The organism is Plantactinospora sp. CNZ321 (assembly GCF_004217235.1).
This window is the reverse complement of sequence record NZ_SHKQ01000001.1, coordinates 7080196-7098760: the sequence shown is the minus strand read 5'-3', so window position 1 is coordinate 7098760 and position 18565 is coordinate 7080196. Positions and strand designations below refer to the sequence as shown.

13 protein-coding genes are annotated in these 18565 nt (G+C 71.7%); 7 read left to right on the top strand and 6 right to left on the bottom strand.

Annotated features, from left to right (window positions below):
* Positions 1 to 14 precede the first annotated feature (14 nt).
* The 3 genes from hemC to hemB all read left to right on the top strand — a co-directional run bounded on the left by hemC (position 15) and on the right by hemB (position 3728).
* Entirely contained in the window at positions 15 to 980 is a 966-nt protein-coding gene (gene hemC, locus EV371_RS30835) for a hydroxymethylbilane synthase (RefSeq protein WP_130465145.1), read from the top strand.
* A complete protein-coding gene (locus EV371_RS30830; RefSeq protein ID WP_130465144.1) occupies positions 977 to 2557 on the top strand; it encodes a uroporphyrinogen-III synthase in 1581 nt (526 codons plus the stop codon). The genes hemC and EV371_RS30830 overlap by 4 nt, the downstream gene beginning before the upstream one ends.
* Positions 2558 to 2744: 187 nt before the next feature.
* The gene (gene hemB, locus EV371_RS30825) at positions 2745 to 3728 is read left to right on the top strand and encodes a porphobilinogen synthase (RefSeq protein WP_130465143.1); all 984 of its coding nucleotides are present in this window, start codon (positions 2745 to 2747) and stop codon (positions 3726 to 3728) included.
* An 84-nt stretch (positions 3729 to 3812) separates the two neighbouring features.
* Here the strand turns inward: hemB and EV371_RS30820 are convergent, their stop codons facing one another.
* The gene (locus EV371_RS30820) at positions 3813 to 4835 is read right to left on the bottom strand and encodes a GNAT family N-acetyltransferase (protein ID WP_130466337.1); all 1023 of its coding nucleotides are present in this window, start codon (positions 4833 to 4835) and stop codon (positions 3813 to 3815) included.
* Positions 4836 to 4907: 72 nt separating this feature from the next.
* Positions 4908 to 6182: a lytic transglycosylase domain-containing protein gene (locus tag EV371_RS30815; RefSeq protein WP_486484861.1), complete on the bottom strand. Its 1275-nt coding sequence runs from the start codon at positions 6180 to 6182 to the stop codon at positions 4908 to 4910.
* A 38-nt stretch (positions 6183 to 6220) separates the two neighbouring features.
* Between EV371_RS30815 and EV371_RS30810 the strand changes: the two genes are divergently transcribed.
* From EV371_RS30810 to EV371_RS30800, 4 genes are all read left to right on the top strand, one after another.
* Positions 6221 to 6439: an FmdB family zinc ribbon protein gene (locus tag EV371_RS30810; RefSeq protein WP_130465141.1), complete on the top strand. Its 219-nt coding sequence runs from the start codon at positions 6221 to 6223 to the stop codon at positions 6437 to 6439.
* Between the two features lie 199 nt (positions 6440 to 6638).
* Positions 6639 to 9476, top strand: a complete 2838-nt coding sequence (locus EV371_RS30805; RefSeq protein ID WP_130465140.1) for a winged helix-turn-helix domain-containing protein — start codon at positions 6639 to 6641, stop codon at positions 9474 to 9476.
* Between the two features lie 180 nt (positions 9477 to 9656).
* A complete protein-coding gene (locus EV371_RS33630) occupies positions 9657 to 9800 on the top strand; it encodes a hypothetical protein (protein WP_165436877.1) in 144 nt (47 codons plus the stop codon).
* Between the two features lie 131 nt (positions 9801 to 9931).
* The gene (locus EV371_RS30800; RefSeq protein WP_130465139.1) at positions 9932 to 13801 is read left to right on the top strand and encodes a S8 family serine peptidase; all 3870 of its coding nucleotides are present in this window, start codon (positions 9932 to 9934) and stop codon (positions 13799 to 13801) included.
* Between the two features lie 45 nt (positions 13802 to 13846).
* On the opposite strand, the gene EV371_RS30795 is transcribed toward EV371_RS30800, so the two are convergent.
* From EV371_RS30795 to EV371_RS30780, 4 genes are all read right to left on the bottom strand, one after another.
* Positions 13847 to 16765, bottom strand: coding sequence for a helix-turn-helix transcriptional regulator (locus EV371_RS30795; RefSeq protein WP_165436876.1), 2919 nt, complete (start codon positions 16763 to 16765; stop codon positions 13847 to 13849).
* Positions 16766 to 17088: 323 nt separating this feature from the next.
* Positions 17089 to 17436 (bottom strand): VOC family protein, encoded by a 348-nt coding sequence (locus tag EV371_RS30790; protein ID WP_130465137.1) that lies wholly within the window; start codon positions 17434 to 17436, stop codon positions 17089 to 17091.
* Positions 17433 to 17633, bottom strand: coding sequence for a DUF397 domain-containing protein (locus tag EV371_RS30785; RefSeq protein WP_130465136.1), 201 nt, complete (start codon positions 17631 to 17633; stop codon positions 17433 to 17435). The genes EV371_RS30790 and EV371_RS30785 overlap by 4 nt, the downstream gene beginning before the upstream one ends.
* Positions 17624 to 18421: a Scr1 family TA system antitoxin-like transcriptional regulator gene (locus EV371_RS30780; protein WP_130465135.1), complete on the bottom strand. Its 798-nt coding sequence runs from the start codon at positions 18419 to 18421 to the stop codon at positions 17624 to 17626. Before EV371_RS30780 ends, EV371_RS30785 begins: the two co-directional genes overlap by 10 nt.
* Positions 18422 to 18565 lie beyond the last annotated feature (144 nt).

The following is an 18565-nucleotide window of genomic DNA, read 5'->3' as shown; positions in this document are numbered from 1 at the left end:
ATCGAGGTGCCGGCATGACCGCGCTACGGCTCGGCACCCGGGCAAGTGCGCTCGCGCTCGCCCAGTCCCGGACGGTCGCCGAGGCGCTGACGGCGGCGACCGGCCGGCCGGTCGAGCTGGTCGAGGTCGTCACGGCCGGCGACCGCTCCACCGCCCCGGTGCAGCGGTTGGGCGTCGGGGTCTTCGTCTCGGCGCTGCGCGACGCCCTCCTCGCCAGGGAGATCGACTTCGCGGTCCACTCCTACAAGGACCTGCCGACGGCGGGCGAGACCGGGCTGCACGTCGCGGCCGTACCTCCGCGGGAGGATCCGCGCGACGCGCTGGTCACCCGGGACGGCCGTACCCTCACCGAACTGCCGCCGGACGCGACGGTCGGCACCGGGGCGCTGCGCCGGATCGCCCAGTTGCACGCGCTCGGGCTTCCGCTCACAGTGGTGCCGATCCGCGGCAACGTGGACACCCGGATGGGCCGGGTACGCGGCCCATCCGCGGACCTCGACGCGGTGGTGCTGGCCCGGGCCGGGCTGGCCCGGCTGGGCCGCGCGGAGGAGATCAGTGAGACCCTCGATCCGATGCTGATGTTGCCGGCACCCGCCCAGGGGGCGCTGGCGGTGGAGTGCCGGGTGGACGACCCGGAAATGGTCGAGCAACTCGGCCTGCTCGACCACGCACCGACCCGGACCGCGATCACCGCGGAACGGGCGTTTCTGGCCACCCTGGAGGCCGGGTGCAGTGCACCGGTCGCCGGGTACGCCGAAGTCGCCGAGGGCGACGATGGTGAAGAGATCTACCTGCGCGGGGCGGTGATCAGCCCGGACGGCACCCGTGACATCCGGCTGTCCCGCACCGGTACGCCCGCCGAGGCCGCGGAGATCGGTAAGGCGCTCGCCGCCGAACTCCTCGACCTCGGCGCCGACTCGATCCTCGGGGCGCCAAAGGAGTCCGGCGCGAGGACCAAGCATCTTGGAGCTACAGAATGATCGGCACCCGTAAGCCCGCAGGCCGCATCGCGTTCGTCGGGGCCGGACCCGGCGACCCCGGCCTGCTGACCCGCCGGGCGCACGACGCGCTGGTCGACGCCGACCAGGTGGTCTACGACCGCAGCGTGCCCGAGGCCCTGCTCACGGCCGTGAAGGCCGAGGCCAAGGAGGACGCGCAGTTCACCCCGGCCGAGGGGGCCCCGGGTGACGTGGCCAAGGTGCTGCTGTCGGCGGCCCGGTCCGGGCTGACCGCCGTGCACCTGGTCGCCGGCGACCCGTTCGGGCACGACGCGGTGGTCAAGGAGGTGCAGGCGGTGGCGCGTACCGCCGTGCACTTCGAGGTGGTGCCGGGGGTCGGCCAGGCCGAGGGGGTGGCCACCTACGCCGGGGTGCCGCTGTCCGGGATACGCACCGCCGCCGACGTGGACGACGTCACCGCGATGGACTTCGAGGCCCTCGCCGCGGCGGTCGGCCGTGGCTCGCTCGCGCTGGCGGTGGACGCCGGTGACCTGGCGGCGATCCGGGACGGGCTGCTCGCGGTCGGGGTGGACGGCTCCACCGCGGTCGCGGTGACCGGGGACGGCACCGGGGAGACGCAGTACACCACCACCTCGACGGTGGACAGCTTCGTCGCCGCCGCGCTCGGCTTCACCGGCCGGGTGGTGCTCACCCTGGGCGCCGGTGTCCCGCACCGGGACAAGCTGAGCTGGTGGGAGAACCGCCCGCTGTACGGCTGGAAGGTGCTGGTGCCGCGCACCAAGGAGCAGGCCGGGGTGATGAGCGCCCGGCTTCGCGAGTACGGCGCCATCCCGTGCGAGGTGCCGACCATCGCGGTCGAGCCGCCGCGTACCCCGGCCCAGATGGAGCGGGCGGTAAAGGGCCTGGTCGACGGCAGGTACGCCTGGGTGATCTTCACCTCGGTGAACGCCGTCCGGGCGGTCTGGGAGAAGTTCGCCGAGCACGGCCTGGACGCCCGGCACTTCGGCGGCGTCAAGATCGCCTGTATCGGCGACGCGACCGCCGACGCGGTCCGGGCCTTCGGCATCCAGCCCGAGCTGATGCCGTCCGGGGAGCAGTCCTCGGAGGGGCTGCTCGCCGAGTTCTCGCCGCACGACGAGATTCTCGACCCGGTCGGCCGGGTGCTGCTGCCCCGCGCCGACATCGCCACCGAGACCCTGGCGGCCGGGCTGACCGAGCGCGGCTGGGAGGTGGACGACGTCACCGCCTACCGCACGGTGCGGGCGGCCCCGCCGCCGGCCGAGATCCGGGACGCGATCAAGTCCGGCGGCTTCGACGCGGTGCTCTTCACCTCCTCCTCGACCGTGCGCAACCTGGTCGGGATCGCCGGCAAGCCGCACGCCCGGACGGTGGTCGCGGTGATCGGCCCGAAGACGGCGGAGACCGCCACCGAGTTCGGCCTGCGGGTGGACGCGCAGCCGGCGCACGCCTCGGTGCCGGAGCTGGTCGAGGCGCTCGCGTCGTACGCGGTGGAGCTGCGGGAGAAGCTGGCGGCGATGCCGGCCAAGCAGCGCCGGGGCTCGAAGGTCCAGGGGCCGACCGCGCTCCGGTTCCGGTAACCTCTGTCGGATTCGTGTAGCACTATCGGATGTGAGGCCGGCCCGGTCTTCAGGCACCATCGGTGGAGGCGCCGTCGACGGCACAGGGTCGGCGCCGTCGACGGCGCAGGGCCTGGACGGCACAGGGCCGTCGACGGCCCGGCAGACGCCGGGTCGGGTGCCGGCCCGTCGGTCGTGAGGAGTGGTCATGTCGTACCCGGAGATCCGCCCGCGCCGGCTGCGGCGGACCCCGGCGATCCGCCGGCTGGTCGAGGAGACCCGGCTCGCCCCGGCGGAGCTGGTGCTGCCGATGTTCGTCAAGGAAGGGCTGGCCGAGCCGAGGCCGATCGCCTCGATGCCCGGCGTCGTGCAGCACTCCCGGGAGTCGCTGCGCAAGGCGGCGGCCGAGGCGGTGCACGCCGGCGTCGGCGGGATCATGCTTTTCGGCATTCCGATCTCCAAGGACGAGACCGGTTCCGGCGGCGCCGACCCGGACGGCATCCTCAACGTCGCGATCCGGGACGTGGTCGCCGAGGTCGGCGACGCCACCGTGGTGATGAGCGACCTCTGCCTGGACGAGTTCACCTCGCACGGGCACTGCGGGCTGGTCGCTCCGGACGGCACCGTCGACAACGACGCCACCCTGGCCGCGTACGCGGAACTGGGGGTGGCGCAGGCCGAGGCCGGGGCGCACCTGGTGGGGGCGTCCGGGATGATGGACGGTCAGGTCGGGGTGGTCCGCCGGGCGCTGGACGCCGCCGGGCACACCGACACCGGCATCCTGGCGTACGCGGTGAAGTACGCCTCCTCGTTCTACGGACCGTTCCGCGAGGCCGTGGAGTCGTCGTTGCAGGGCGATCGCCGCACCTACCAGCAGGACCCGGCCAACCTGCGTGAGTCGCTCCGGGAGGTACGCCTCGACGTCGCCGAGGGCGCCGACCTGGTGATGGTGAAGCCCGCCCTGCCCTACCTCGACGTGCTGGCCGCGGTCCGGGCCGAGGTGGACGTGCCGGTCGCCGCCTACCAGATCTCCGGGGAGTACGCGATGGTCGAGGCGGCCGCGGCGAACGGCTGGATCGACCGGGACCGGGCGATGATGGAGACGCTGACCTCGATCCGTCGGGCCGGCGCCCAGATCATCCTCACCTACTGGGCCGTCGAGGCGGCCCGGATGCTCCGCACCGGCTACTGAGCCCGCTGCTCGCTGGCCTCATGGTCGACGAGCGGCCCGTCGTCGCCGGGGCCGGGCGTTTCCGCCCGGTGACCCCGCCCGGCCTCAGTTGCCGGCGTCCAGCCGGTGCACCAGCTCCGCCACGTCGACGCCGTACTCGTACCACTCCCGGTCGGCCTGGAACCCGAGGTCGGCGTTGACCGCTCTCATCGCCTCGTTGGTCCGGGCGTTCCAGGTCTGCACCTCGGAGAGTTTGGGCTCGGCCGAGCGCAGTTCGAAGAGCATCCGCGCCTTCATCGCCCGGTCGATGCCGTAACCCTGGTGGTCCTGGCCGACGATGGTGTCGTACTGGTCGGCCCGGGTCGGGTGCTGGGCTGGTACGACGACCTCGGTGAGCCCGGCGACCGCCCCGGTCTTCTCCTCGATCGCCAGCACGATGTACGGCTTCATGCCGCGTCGGTGCAGGCAGTTCAGGCTGTCCCGGAGGCGGTGCGAATCGTACGAACTCGGGCGCAGATCCAGGTCACCGTCGTCAATGTCGCGCATCTCGGCCTTCGCCATCGCGTACGGCTCGATCAACTCGTCCGGCGGCCCGCCCGGGCAGAACTCCAGCCGGTATGCGGAGCCGATTCCCTGGGCCATGTCGCCGAGCGCGTCCCAGTCGACCGTGCCGAGCCGGAGCACGCTGCGGTCCTCCTCGTACTCCCGGGCGAAGCCGAGGGCCTCGTAGAACGCGACCGCGGGCGTGCCGCCGATCACCTCGACGCCCATCGACCGGAAGCCCTCCTGGTACGTCCGCCGGGCCGCCGTGGCGATCAGCTTGCGGCCGATCCCGCGACGCCGGGCCGCCGGATGCACCATCACCTCGAGCACCCCGATGTCACCCAGCAGGAGGACGTGGGTGTGCCCGAGGATGGCCCCGGGTTGCCCGTCGGCCGAGGGCTCGTCCTGGACGATCCAGGAGATGCGGCGTTCGCCGGGCATCACCTCGCAGAGATACTCCCGAAGCATGCCGTTCTCCCACAGGGGATCCTCCGGCAGGTCGGCCGCGAAAACCGCGTTGATCGCGTCCAGGAAGGACTCGATCTCGGCGGCCGGGGCGGTCCGGGGGTCCCACTCGCGCACCATCACCCGTCTAGCTTGCCGTCAACCGCAGCCTGGCGAAAGTGCCCAGTTCTTCAATGTGTCGGGGACATTACGCTAAGTTCGACTGTCCGTGCCGTACTTGTTGGCCGCGTCGAAGACCGATTGGGCATATGGCCGCACGTCATTGTAGGAAAGGATGGCGTTCCACCAGTCGGAGGCGACCGACAGGTTGCGGCCTCCCTTGCACAGATAGTTACCGGCCGCCAGGGCCGCGTCATCGATGCTGTGCGGGTTCTCCACCCCGTCGCCGTCGGCGTCGGCCCCGATCTCCTCCCAGGTGGTCGGGATGAACTGCATCGGTCCGACCGCCCGGTCATAGGTGGCGTCCCGGTCGAGCCGGCCCTGATCGGTGTCCATGATCCGCATGCGGTTGCCCTTGCCGTCCAGCGGCAGGCCGATGATTTCCGGGCTGGCTATTCCGTTCGTGCCGAGAATCGCCCCATTCGCCTGCCCGTGCCCGGATTCGACCTTGCCGATCGCGGCCAGCGTGGTCCAGCGGAGCTGGCAGCCGGGCGTCGTCTGGCCGACCCGCAGCTCGGCGTAGCCGTATGCCTGCAGCGCCGTCGTGGAGATGCCTACCCGGGGTCCGACCTGCCCGGCCCAGCCGGCGAGTACGTCCGAGGGCCGTCCACCGGTCGCGTTCCAGGGCGGCGCCGGCACGCTCGGGGTACCGAACGGCGAAGGGCTCGGCAGCCCCGGGGGCAGCCCGCCCGGATCGACGGGATAGCCGGGAACGGTCGGCGAGGGCGGCGACAGGGTCGACTCGGCGCCCGCCGGCACCGGCTCGGCCTGGCGCGCGGTGGCCGGTACCAGGAACGCGCCCGCCGCGCCGGTCGCCGCGACCAGGGCGAGGAGCAGTAGTGCCGGCAGGGTGAGCCGGCCGCTGGGCCGCCTGGACCAGGCGCGTACCGCCCGGGGTGACGGCCAGCGGGTGACCGCGTGCGCGAACCGGACCCGGATCCGCCGGGTCCGCCTGGCCGGCGCGGCCGCCGGTACGTCGAGATCGACCACCGTCTCGCCCGGCTTGGCGGGGTCGGGTTCGGCGGCGGTTGCCGTCTCCGCACTGTCCTGCTCGGCACCGGTTGCCGGGGGCGGCTGGGTACTGGTGGCCGCCGGCTCGGCGGGTGCGGCGGCCGGCTCCGGCGCGGCCGGCGGGACGGGATCGGCCTCGGCGCGCGGGCGCGGCACGGTGGCCGGTGGCGGATCGAGGTCCGGGTCCGGGGCGGCACCCGAGCTGGCCAGCGGGCCGTCGAATACCGGCGCCGCGGGCCGCGGTGGTCGAGTCGTAGAAGTCTCCTCGTGCTCCGCCACCCGTCGAGTATTACCCATGGACCCTCGAACGTCAGGTCTGGTCGTACGCTGTTGGCATGCCCCGGTACGAGTTCCGTTGCCGCGCCTGCGGCGACACCTTCGAGATGAACCGGCCGATGGCCGAGGCCTCGGCCCCGGCGTCCTGCCCTCGGGGGCACGACGACACGGTCAAGCTACTGTCGACGGTCGCGTTCACCGGTCGCGGCGCGGCCGGTACCACCCCGGCGCCGGCGGCCCCCGGCGGCGGCTGCTGCGGCGGGGGTTGCGGCTGCTGAGGACCTGATCCGCCGGTCCGGACCCCGCCCCCTCGCGACCCCGGACAGTGAGGACGGTTCGTGACCGTGATGTCGGTTTCGTGGCACAGTCCCCGGTTAGCACCTTGGTACGGGGTCGCGCCGTCCGTTTCTACGATGGGCCAACCCGTAAATATGCGGCAGCATGAACGCGACTTCCAGGGGGCGGGAGGTTCCAGGCATGTCAGCACGGATCCACCTGCCTAGCGGGTTGGTGACATTCATGTTCACCGACATCGAGGGCTCCACCCGGCTGGCCCAGATGCTCGGTCCGGGCTACCGTCCGGTGTTGAGCGAGCACCGGCGTCTGCTGCGCGCGACGCTGGCGGCCAGTGACGGGACCGAGCTCTTCACCGAGGGCGACTCGTTCTTCGTCGCGTTCGCCGACGCCTCGTCCGCGCTGGATGCCTCGCTGTCGGCGCAGCGGGCGCTGAACAGCCACGAGTGGCCGACGCCCGAGGCCACCCCCCGGGTCCGGATGGGGCTGCACACCGGGCAGGCCGAACCGCGCGACGGCGAGTACGCCAGCGCCGAGGTGCACCGGGCCGCCCGGATCTCCGCCGCCGCGCACGGTGGCCAGGTGCTCTGCTCCGGCGCGACCGCCAGGCACGCCGCGCCACTGCCGCCGGGCGCCTCCCTGCTCGACCTCGGGCTGCACCGACTGCGCGGCTTCGACGACCGGGAGCGGCTGTTCCAGCTCGTCGCGCCGGGACTGGAGCGCCAGTTCCCCCGCCCGCGCACCGCCGACGCGATCCCGCACAACCTGCCGACCCAGGTCACCTCGTTCGTCGGCCGGCGGGCGGAGCGGGAGGAGCTGGACCAGCTCATCGACTCGCACCGGCTGGTGACGGTGGTCGGTGCCGGCGGGGCCGGCAAGACCCGGCTGGCGGTCGAGCTGGCCGGCGGCGTGGTCGAGTCGTACCCGGACGGGGTCTGGTTCGTGGACATCGCCACCGTCACCGATCCCGGGCTGGTCGCCTTCGCGGTCGCGGCGGTCCTCGGGCTGCGGCCGGAGCCGGGGCGACCGATGCTGGAGACGCTCGTCGAGTTCGCCGTGTCCCGGCGGATGCTGGTCGTGCTCGACACCTGCGACGCCCAGCCGGCCGCCTGCGCCGAGGTGATCTCGCGACTGCTCGCCGGTGGCAGCGGCGTACGCGTGCTGGCCACCAGCCGGGAGTCGCTCGGGCTGCCCGGCGAGGTGATCTGGCGCATCCCGCCGCTCTCCGTCGACCCGGCACCCTGCGGCGGGCCGAGCGAGGCGGTGACCCTGCTGCTCGACCGGACCGCGGCGGCCCGGGGCGGACGCCGGTCCGGTCCGGCCGAGTCGGCCGACCTGCAACGGGTGGTGACCCGACTGGACGGGCTGCCGCTGGCGATCGAGCTGGCCGCGGCCCGGCTGCGGGTACTCTCCGCCAGCCAGCTCGCCGAACGGCTGGACGACGTACTCGGCGCCCTGGACGCCGGCCGGGACGACGTCGAGCCCGCCCCGGTGGCGACGTCCCGCAGCTGGGTCGCCAACCAGGAGGACACGGTGGACCTGGCGGCGGCGGCCCGGGGGGTGGCGCCACCGCTCGGCGTCCGTGCGGCCCAGCGTTCGGCCACCCAACGGCACGTCACGATGCAGGCCACGGTCACCTGGTCGTACCGGACGCTCGGCCCCCGGGCCGCCCGGCTGCTGCGCTGGTTGGCGGTCTTCTCCGGTCCGGTCGACCTGGCCACCGTGGAGTGGCTGCTCGACGACGACCCGCTCGATCCACTGTCGGTGCTGGTGGACAAGTCGATGATCCAGGCCGAGCCGAACGTTGCCGGCAGCACCTACCGGATGCTCGACCCGATCCGGGCGTACGCGGCGCGCCGGCTGGTCGACGCGGGGGAGGAGCAGACCGCCCGGGACCGGCACGTGGCCTGGTCACTGCACGCGTTGCAGCGGGCCTACCTGGGCCCGGACGACCGGCCGGTCACGCTCTCCCTCTACGCGCTCGACCCGCTCGCCGACGAGCTGCGTGCCGCGCTGCGCTGGACCGTCACCGGCGGCGGCGCCCGGCAGGGGCTGCAACTGGCCAGTGGGCTGGACGAGTGGTGGCGGGAGCGGGGGCTGGCCCGGGAGGGGCGGCTGTGGCTGTTCCGGCTCTACGGCCGGATCGCCGAGACCGGCGAGCAGATCCCGGAGGCGGAGCTGGCGGCGGCGTACCACATGCACTCGCAGCATGCCGGCGCGGACGGCGAGTTCGCCGAGGAGCTGCGCTTCTCGCAGCGGGCCGAGTCGGCCGCCCGGCAGGCCGGCGACGCGGGCCTGCTGATCCGGGTACTGGCCGGCCGGGCCGCACCGCTGATCGACATGGGACAGTTCGCCGAGGCCGAGCGGGTGTGCCGGGAGGTGATCGTCGACGCCGAGGCGGAGGGTGTGGCCGGTGAGGCGCTGCTCGCCGTCTACAGCCTGGCCGAGCTGCTCTGGCGTCGGGGTGCCCTGGACGAGGCGGCCGAGCTGCTCGGCGCGGCCCGGCCGGTGGAGGCGAGCTGCCCGACCGAGCGCGGCAAGCGCTCCGTCGACATGCTGCTCGGCATGGTGGCGCTGGCTCGGGGCGATCTGGTCGCCGCGCACGACCACCTGGTCGTCGCGCTGCGGTCCCGGATGAGCTACGGCTATCTGGCCAGGGCCTGCGACACGGTGAACGCGATCGCGGTGCGCTGTGCCGGCGGCGGGGATCCGAGATCGGCGGCCCGACTCTTCGGCGCGGCCCAGCTCACCCGCTCGGCGATGCGCTGCACCCCGGGCACGTTCGGGGCGTACTGGCTCCAGGAGCAGACCTCGCTGCGCAACCGGATGGGCGACGCGGCCTTCGACACCGCGTACGCGGCCGGTGCCGAGCTGACCCTGGAGGAGGCGGCGGCGGTGGCCCTGGAGGTGGAGCACCCCGACCTGGCCGCCGGTTCGATCCGGTTCGCGCCGGTCGAGGCCCCGGCGCCGCGTCCCCGGCCCCGGCACTCCGCCGAGCTGCCCCGGGACGTCCTCGACTGAGGCTGTGCCGCGCCCTCTCAGAGATCAAGATGAGCGGGACGGATCTTCAAAATGGATCACTTGCCTCATCGTGCACGCGGCGCTGACTACTTGATACTTCCTCACGTAGTCGACGTCTAACAGGAAGTGCACATGGACGAATGTCACGAGTCGCGGGATCCGTTCGGTCGTGGCGACGCCATGGAACGTGGTGTCGATGCTGCGGCCGTCTCACCGCCGGGTACGAGCGGCGACCCGGCCCGCGATGCCGAGGAGCCCTACACCCTGACGACGGCTGACGAACCCGAGGTCTACCCGGACGACGCCGACTACGAGCCGCTCTGATCCCCCGTCGGGCCGACACGACGGCACTGCTGGCCGTGTCACCGGCCCCAACCCCCTAGGGAGACCCATCGATGAAACGGCCACGACGAACATCACCGACCGCCGGGCGGCGGCGAAAGATACCTGTCGCGATGGTGCTCGGCCTCGCGCTGGTAGCCACCGCGCTCGCACCAACCGGCACGAGCGCCGCCGCCGCGCCGTCCGCGGAGCCGGCCGGACCGGCTGGCAAGATCGCGGCGTCGCTGCGGAGCACCTTCGAGAAGTCGGCGGGCGACCGGCAGGACTTCTGGATCAGCTTCGGCAGCCGCGCTGACACCAGTGGCGCTCGTGACATCGCCGACTGGGCCGAGCGCGGCGCGTACGTCGTCGATCACCTGAAGAAGGCGGCGACGGCCGCGCAGGCCGACACGATCAAGACGTTGAAGGCCGCCGGTGTCGATTACGAGGCGTTCTGGGTGAGCAACGCGATCCGGATCAATGACGGTGACTACGGGCTCGCGCAGGTGCTGGCGGCCCGGCCCGAGGTCAAGACCGTCTTCGCGCCGGTGACCTACGAGCAGCCTGAGCCGATCGACGAGCGCGTCAGCTCGTCCCGGCTCGGCCTGAACGAGGTGGCCACGGCCGAGTGGGGTGTGCTCAACATCAAGGCCGATGAGGTGTGGCAGCAGTACGGCGTGCGCGGCGACGGCATCGTCGTCGCCAACGTCGACACCGGCGTGCAGTTCGACCACCCCGCCCTGATCAGGAGCTACCGCGGCTACGACGCCGACAAGGGCACGATCGACAACGACTACAACTGGTTCGACCCCGCGACCGGTACGCCCTTCCCCACCGACGATAACGGGCACGGGACACACACCATGGGCACCATGGTCGGCGACGACGGCGCGGCCAACCAGGTCGGCGTCGCGCCCAGCGCCAGGTGGATCGCGGCCCGCGGCTGCGAAGGTAGGACCTGCTCGGACGCCTCGCTGCTGGCGGCCAGCCAGTGGATGCTCGCGCCGACGCGAATCGACGGATCGGGGGCCGACCCGGCGAAACGGCCGCACATCGTCAACAACTCGTGGGGCTCGGAGCATCCGTCGAACGACCCGTTGATGGAGGACGTCCAACGGGCGTGGGCCGACGCCGCCATCTTCGCGGTGTGGTCCAACGGCAACAGCGGGCCCGGCTGCAACACCTCCGGCACGCCGGGAAGCCGCACCATCAACTACTCGACCGGTGCCTACGACTCGAACAACAAGATCGCTTCCTTCTCCTCCCGCGGAACTGGCCAGGACGGTGAGATCAAGCCGAACATCTCCGCGCCCGGCGTCGACGTGCGTTCCGCGTGGCCCGGCAACGAGTACTGGGCGATCAGCGGCACCTCGATGGCCGCACCGCACGTCGCGGGTTCCGTGGCGCTGCTCTGGTCCGCCGAACCCGAGCTGCGCGGGGACCTCGACGCCACCCGCCGGCTGCTCGACGACACCGCCACCGACACGCCGGACAGCCAGTGCGGCGGCACCGACGACGACAACAACGTCTACGGCGAGGGCCGGCTCGACGCGCTGGCGCTGGTCAACGCCGGTGACCCGGCCCCGACCGGGACGATCACCGGCACCATCACCAACGCGGACACCGGCACAGCCGTTCCCTCGGCCCGCATCCAGTTGGTCAACGGCGACCTGGGCCGCTCCGCGCGGACCGGCGCCGACGGCACCTACACCGCCAACATCGCGGCCGGTGACTACCAGGCGACCGTGTCCGCGTTCGGGTTCAAGACCACGACGGTGCCGATCTCGGTCATCGCCGGGCAGACCACCAGCACCGATATCGCGCTGCCCAGGGCGGATGGGTTCACCGTGTCCGGCAAGGTCGTCGACCAGCGGACCGGCATGGGCATCCCGGATGCGAACGTCACCCTCGCGGGGACCCTCTTCGCCGGGGTCACCGCCGCCGACGGCTCGTTCACGGTGCCGAAGGTGCCGGGACCGGCGCGGTACCAGCTCACGGTCGACGCCGGCGCCTGCACCAGGACCACGCACCGCTCGGTCATGGTCGAAGGTGACACGACGGTGCCGACGGTGGAGATGACCCGCGTGCTGGACCAGCCTCGCGCGGATGGGTGGGGAGCGCCGTACGGCTACACCTGCGTCGCCGAGCCCGCGACCTGGGTCAGCGGCACCACACCGGTGACGCTGCCGCCGAGGGACTCCTACGGCTTGCTCGACCTGCCCTTCGAGTTCACCTACTTCGGCGAGCAGTACCGTCGCCTGGGCGTCTCGGCGGATCATGCACACGTGACGTTCCAGCCTGAGCAGAACACCGTCAATTGGGGCACCGCCTTGGTGCAGCCGTACGGTGTGCCGTTCTTCCGGGGCCGGGACGAGGCCATCCTGACCCGTACCGCGGGCACCGCGCCGAACCGGACCTTCACCGTCGAGTGGCGGGACTTCTGGCTCGCCGACTATCCCGAAATAGTTGACCAAATTAGCGTTGCGATGACGCTGCACGAGAACGGCGAGATCGTCTTCGCCTACAAGGACATCGACCCGGAACGCCCGAGGGAGCGCGGGCTTGGCGGCAGCGTGCATATCACCGACCACACCCCGGACGGCCGAGCCGTCTACCGTACGAAGTTGGCGGCCACCAACCTCGACCCGGTGCTGAGTGACACGAAGCAGTTCAGGTTCGAGCTGCCGCCCAACGGGCTCGTGGCCGGGCGCGTGCTCGACAAGACCACCCGCAAGCCGGTGCCCGGCGCGGCCGTCGACCTGCTCAACTCCTCGGGCGGCCGGCTGGTGAGGAAGACGACCGACGACAACGGCGAGTACCGCCTGCAGCTCATGACCGGCCGGAAGTACTCCGTCGCGGTGCACAAGACACCCGGCTACGAGGTCCCCGACCCGGTGGACGTCACCCTGACCACCGACCGGCAGGTAATGCCGCTCACCACCACCCTGCACGGCGGTGGGATGGCATTGTCCGCAAGCGGGGTGACCATCACGCCGAAGCGGCCCGTCACCGTGAGCCTGACCAACAGCGGCGACCGGCCGTTGACCTGGCGGGCCACCACCCACACGGCAGAACCGACCCCCGCACCGGGCAGCATGCTCGCCTCGGTGAGCACCAGCCCTGTCGATCCGATCGGCCTGGTGGCCGTTGACGGCCGCTCGTGGGTCTCGACGTTGGGCGCGCGGAACACCCTCGTCGAGTTGCAGGACGGCCATCCGACCGGCGCCGAGATCGACCTCGCGCCGCTCGCGGCGTCGTACAACATGACCGTGCCGGAGGTCATCCTCTGGGGCAACATGGCATGGATCCCCAGTCGGCACTGGCTGTGCGTGTTCCCGTCGTACCTCCGGCCGGAGTCGATCGCGTGCGTCGACCCGACAACCTCCCAGGTCAAGGCGAAGATCCCGACCGGGATCGGTACGGGCAACCAAATCACCGGCATGGCCTACGATCCCGAGCGCGATCTCTTCTTCGTCCAATTCTCGAGCGGCGGTGTCGAGTCCAGGATGAGGACCATCGCCGGAATCGACCACCCCGAGCCCGGCGCGGTCCAGCGCACCTGCGTGCTGCCCTACCGTACTAATGGTTTCGGCTACAACGTCGCGTCCCGGATGTCCTCCGGCTACATGTACCAGCGCACGGGTGACGTGGTCCGGCGGTTCGATCCCGAAAGCTGCGGAACGATCTCGCAGTTCCCCGCCGGCTACCGGTTACCCGGTGTCGTCAAGTCCGGCGGCGTCGACGCACGCGGCAACCTCCTGTTCTCACACTGGGGCTGGCAAACGATCAGCACGATGCAGACCGACGACCCGAGTAGCCAGGCGTTCCCCTGGCTGCACGTCTCGACCACCTCGGGCTCGCTCAAGCCGCGCAAGAAGGAGAGGATCCAGATCTCCGTCGACTGGGCCGCCGTACCGGCCGACGTCACGAGCGTACGGCTCGTCCTGCGCGGGAACGGAGGCGCCAACACGGCGGTGACCCTGCCGATCACCCTGCAACGCTGACCAGTCCATCCAACGGCGCCCCGGCCCTCGCGGCCGGGGCGCCGTCTACCCGTTCCGCGGGGCCAGGCCGGCCTGAACGACCTGGACCGCCAGTGCCGTGCGGGTGGTGACATCCAGCTTGCGCATCGCCGAGTTGACGTGCCGGGCAACCGTCTTCGGCGACAGGAACAGCTCGTCGGCGATCTGCGGGTTGGTGAGGCCGCGCGCCACCAGCCGGACCACCTCCAGCTCCCGCGGCGAGAGCCGGTCGCCGTAGCTCTGCCGCCCACCCCACCACGGCCGGCGTACCTCCACACCGTTGCGGCGCAGCTCGTTCATCACCCGCACGGCCACACCACGAGCGCCCAGGTCCGACAGTCCCCGGAAGGCGGTGGACAAAAGGGCGGTCCCGGCTTCGGCCTCGCCCGCCGCGAGCAGGCACCCGGCCTGGCGCTCGCGCGCGAGCAGCGCGTCGTACGGTCGCGGCAGTTCGTCCCAGGCAGTGGCGGCGGCGGCGAAGGCGGCGGCGGCGAGCATCGGCTCGCCCCGGCCCTCGGCCAGGATCGCCTCGGCGGTGGCCAGGCCCGCCGATGGTCCCGGCGCGCCGACGCCGCGCAGGTTGCGCGCGAACTCGGTCACCAGCTCGGCGGCCTCGCCGAGCCGACCGGCGGCGACGAGCGCATCCACCCGGACGGGTACCAGGTCGGTCGCCCAGAGCCAGGTCTCCTTGTGCGCTATGAGGTCGATCGGTTCACGCGTCATGGCGAGGGCGTCATCGAGGCGGTCGTCGGCGAGCCAGAGCCGGGCCAGTGCGGCCGCCGGCGCGGCTAGCCACTCCACGGCGGTGCGCCGGCGCATGCCGTCCTGGACGATCTTGAGGTGCTCCTCGGCATCCTTCGTCGCGTCGTTCGCGGCCTCCAGGAGCCCGATGACCAGCATCGCCTCCAGCCTGGCCAGCGGCTGCACGTCCTCACTGCCGGCGAGCCGGCGGGCCCGATCGGCGAGGCCGTCCCACGCGCCGGTGAAGTAGTCCAGGTGCAGTTGATTGACCAGGGCCGTCGTTTCGACCCGCAGATGGCTCCTCCGCGCGGCCAGCTCCAGCGTCACGCGGAGGCGCCGCTCCGCCTCGGCGTACCGCCCCCAACGGATCGCTACATTGCCGATGTTCAGGTTGCCCCGGCTGATCTCCCACCACTCCTCGGCGGTGCCGGCGTCATCCGGGATCTCGGCGGCATCGGCCCATCCGGCCGGGTCGCCCAGCAGAAGTAGCGCGGTCGCCCGCTCGACGGTCATCCGCAGTCGATCGGCCGGCGCCAACGCCGTCATCCCCTCGGCCGCCCGGCGTAGCCACTCGCGGTGTGTCGAGGCGGGCCAGGCGGCACCGCGCGGCCAGCCGAGGGTCAGCATCGCACGGGAGGCCCGCACCGGATCGTGGGTCAGTTGCGTGACCGCCCGCTCCAGCTCCGCCCGGCCCGCGTCGGGTTCCTCCTCCATCAGAATCAGCAGCCGGCCGAGGTGGTAGCGGATCTCCGCCTCCACACGCAGATCGCCGAGTCCGGACGCCAGGATGCGGCGAAGCGTGTCCACGATCTCGCGGTGCCGGGGCATTCCGGTGAAGGACAGGTACGGGAGCTTGTCCAGCAGCCGCACGACCGTGGCGGCCGGCAACTCGGCCAGGGTGATCAGCTCGTGCAGCAACCGGCCGGCCGACGCATCGTCGCCGGAGACCAGCGCGAGGTCGGCGGCCCGCTCGGCGTGCCGGCACCAGCGGCCGGTGTCGCCCGCCTCGCGGAAGTGGCGGGTCAGGCGGGCCTCGGAGGTACCGTCCTCCAGCGCCTCACCGGCTCGCCGGTGCAGGTCACGGCGGAACGGCGGTGGGATCGACTCATAGACCGCCCGCTCGTGCAACGCATGCCGGAACGCCACCAGGCGGCGCTGGTCCTCGGCGAGCAAACCGGAGCCGAGCGACCTGACCAGCCCGGTACGGACACGCTCGGCCGGCAGCCCGGTCACCAGGGCCAGCGTGGCCTCGTCGGCGGGGTCGGCGAGCACGGCGGCCGCCTGGAGCACGGCCAGCGCCTCGGGTTCGAGCCGCGCGATCCGCTCCAGCACGGCGTCCCGGATGGTCGGCGGCACCGCGATGTCGTCGAGGTGTCGGCGGAGCCACTCCCCGCGGCGGTGGGTCAGGTCGGCCCGGTCGTGCATCAGCCGGACCAGCTCCTCGACCGCGAGCGGGACGCCCTCGGTGCGCTCGTAGATGAACTGGGCGAACGCCGGGGACAGCTCCCGGTCTTCGAGCATCGAGGAGACCAGCCGTGCGGTCGCCGCCAGGTCCAAGGCGTCGATCGGCATCCGGTGGTGCGTGGTCCCGGCCGGGACCCGGGAGGACAGCCGGCGCACCAGCGAGTCGTCCGGCAGGTCCTCCGGCCGGTAGGTGAGCACCAGGCTGAGCGCCCGCGACGACCGGGCCGTCAGGAACAGCAGGAACTCCAGCGTGACCTCGTCGGCCCAGTGCACGTCCTCGACGACGAGGACCTCGACTCCCAGCCGGTCGACCAGCTCCGCCAGCGCGCGGAACAGCCGGTGTCGCGCGGCGGTCGTCTCTGCCAGCGGCTCGGGAAGGGGCGGCAGGTCCTCGCCCCACTCGGGGAAGACCGGCCGCAGCGCACCGGCAAGCGCGGAGAGCCCCAGCCCGCGTACGCCAGTGGTGGTCTGCCGCAGCGCGTCCACGATCGGACCGAGCGTGAGCGACTCACGGAACGGCGGGCACGCCGCGACGGGTATCACCCGCCCGTCGGACTCCAACCCGACGAGAAGCTCCCGGAGCAGCCGGCTCTTGCCGATCCCCGCCTCGCCCTCCAGCAGCACCACAGCGGGCGGACCGGACAGCCACAGCCGTAGCTCGGCGATCTCCTGCTCGCGGCCGACCAGTTCCGGCTGCCGGGGTCCGACCCGGCCACCCCTCGGGACAACCCCTTGAGACATCCGCACGACTCCCATCTCTCGACCCGGTGGAAAGATCGTCGGCAGAAACTCCTGGTAGACCTACACCCTGTACGGCCCCGCGTCCAGACCGCCAGCCCGATATTGGACAGCTCGGCGGTCCGGTCCCGTACGCCCGGCCAGGCCCAACCGGTACATCGCTCGATGCCTCACCCGCCGACGCACCGCTGTGCGACCACATCTGAAACGCGCTCGCATCGCCCAGGCGGAAGCAGCCGACGAACTCGTCGAACGAGGTCCGCAGCGGGGCCGGTGTCTCGGAGCTCGTGAAATTTCAGGCCGGTGGGGTGTTCGCCTTCCGCCGGTCAGCGGTGGCCGACGACGTTGACCACCTTGCCGTCCGGGTCGCGGACGAAGAAGCGCCGGACGCCCCACTGCTCGTCGGTGATCGGATGCACGATCTCCGCGCCCGTCGCGCGTACCGCCTCGTAGACCGCGTCGACGTCATCGACTTCCACGCTGAGGTCCGGGTTCACGGGGCCCGTTGCGTCTTCGGTGATGAGGATGACCTGGGCGGTGGGGTTGGCCGGTGAGACCAGGTTGACCACCCAGCCCAGGTTCATCTCTTCCCGGAAGCCCAGGAGCTGGTAGAAACCGCTGCTCGCCACCGGGTCGGCGGTGCTGATGTCGGGGACGGCACGGCGAATCGTCACGCCAGACTCTGGGGGTGCCTGGCGAGGGCGACGAACGCGCGCCAGGCGGTGGTGCCGAAGGTCAGGGCGGGGCCGGTCGGGTCCTTGCTGTCCCGGACCCCGACCACGCCGGGCAGGTTGTCCGCCACCTCGACGCAGGAACCGCCGTTGCCGCCGGAGCGGGTCGACTTGCGCCACCGGGCGCCGGTTAGCTCCATGATTTCGCCACTTCCCTGATCAGTTCGAGCGACGGCCGGAGCGGAAGGGCGTGGTTCCGCACGACCTCCCACATCCTGCTCAGATTAGCAATGTCGTCGGGGCGATCGACGAGCTGTGCTTTGAGCTGGTTGTCGGCATGCCCGAACCGGCGGTTGTCGGGGAGGTCGGCCAGGATGAACTGGCCGGCCATTCCCAGATAGATCCCGGTCGACGCGGGCACCACCTGCACCTGGACATGCTCCAGCTCGGCCAGCTCGATGATCCGCTCGATCTGCTCCCGCAGCACCTCCGGCCGCTCCGGCACCGGTCGGCGCAGCACCGCCTCGTCGATCACCGCGATGAACAGCGGCGGCTTCTCCCGGGTCAGGATCGACTGCCGGGCCAGCCGGGAGGCGACGTGCCGGTCGATCTCCTCGGCGGTGAACCGGCCGCCGGCCAGCGTCGCCCGGGCGTACGCCTCGGTCTGCAACAGCCCGGGCACGTAGGCCGGCTCGAACCAGCGGAGCATGACCGCCTTCCGCTCGATCTCGATCCAGTCCTGCAACCAGATCGGCGCGGCGTCGAGGCCGGCGAGCTTGAGCAGTAGCCGGCTGTACGTGCCGCCGGTGGAGAACGCCCTGTCGATCGCGGCGACGTAATCGGCGGTCGGCGGCCGGTGCCGGGTCTCCACCGAACTGACGTGGGTCGGCGAGAACTTTATGGCGCGTGCCCACTCCTCCTGCGTCGCGCTCCGGGACGTCCGTGCCTCGATCAGCTCCTCGACCAACAAATCGATTGCGGTACCCACTACGCACCCTCCACTCAATTCCGGTCGTCGACTACTCGATCCACTCACGACTACGCGCCGCACGTCGCTGAACTGCGCGAACGTGCCGTGAACCTATCGACCGTAGTCGTATCCACACCAGACTGTCACCAGCGGAACTGCCCG

What these genes read in the sequence shown, in the direction of transcription:
- EV371_RS30805 (WP_130465140.1), top strand. Translation starts at nt 6,639, where the DNA reads ATGTCAGCACGGATCCACCTGCCTAGCGGGTTGGTGACATTCATGTTC.
- EV371_RS30785 (WP_130465136.1), bottom strand. Translation starts at nt 17,633, where the DNA reads ATGGAGCTAACCGGCGCCCGGTGGCGCAAGTCGACCCGCTCCGGCGGC.
- EV371_RS30800 (WP_130465139.1), top strand. Translation starts at nt 9,932, where the DNA reads ATGGTGCTCGGCCTCGCGCTGGTAGCCACCGCGCTCGCACCAACCGGC.
- EV371_RS30830 (WP_130465144.1), top strand. Translation starts at nt 977, where the DNA reads ATGATCGGCACCCGTAAGCCCGCAGGCCGCATCGCGTTCGTCGGGGCC.
- EV371_RS30815 (WP_486484861.1), bottom strand. Translation starts at nt 6,182, where the DNA reads ATGGGTAATACTCGACGGGTGGCGGAGCACGAGGAGACTTCTACGACT.
- EV371_RS30795 (WP_165436876.1), bottom strand. Translation starts at nt 16,765, where the DNA reads ATGTCTCAAGGGGTTGTCCCGAGGGGTGGCCGGGTCGGACCCCGGCAG.
- hemB (WP_130465143.1), top strand. Translation starts at nt 2,745, where the DNA reads ATGTCGTACCCGGAGATCCGCCCGCGCCGGCTGCGGCGGACCCCGGCG.
- EV371_RS33630 (WP_165436877.1), top strand. Translation starts at nt 9,657, where the DNA reads ATGGAACGTGGTGTCGATGCTGCGGCCGTCTCACCGCCGGGTACGAGC.
- EV371_RS30820 (WP_130466337.1), bottom strand. Translation starts at nt 4,835, where the DNA reads ATGGTGCGCGAGTGGGACCCCCGGACCGCCCCGGCCGCCGAGATCGAG.
- EV371_RS30810 (WP_130465141.1), top strand. Translation starts at nt 6,221, where the DNA reads ATGCCCCGGTACGAGTTCCGTTGCCGCGCCTGCGGCGACACCTTCGAG.
- hemC (WP_130465145.1), top strand. Translation starts at nt 15, where the DNA reads ATGACCGCGCTACGGCTCGGCACCCGGGCAAGTGCGCTCGCGCTCGCC.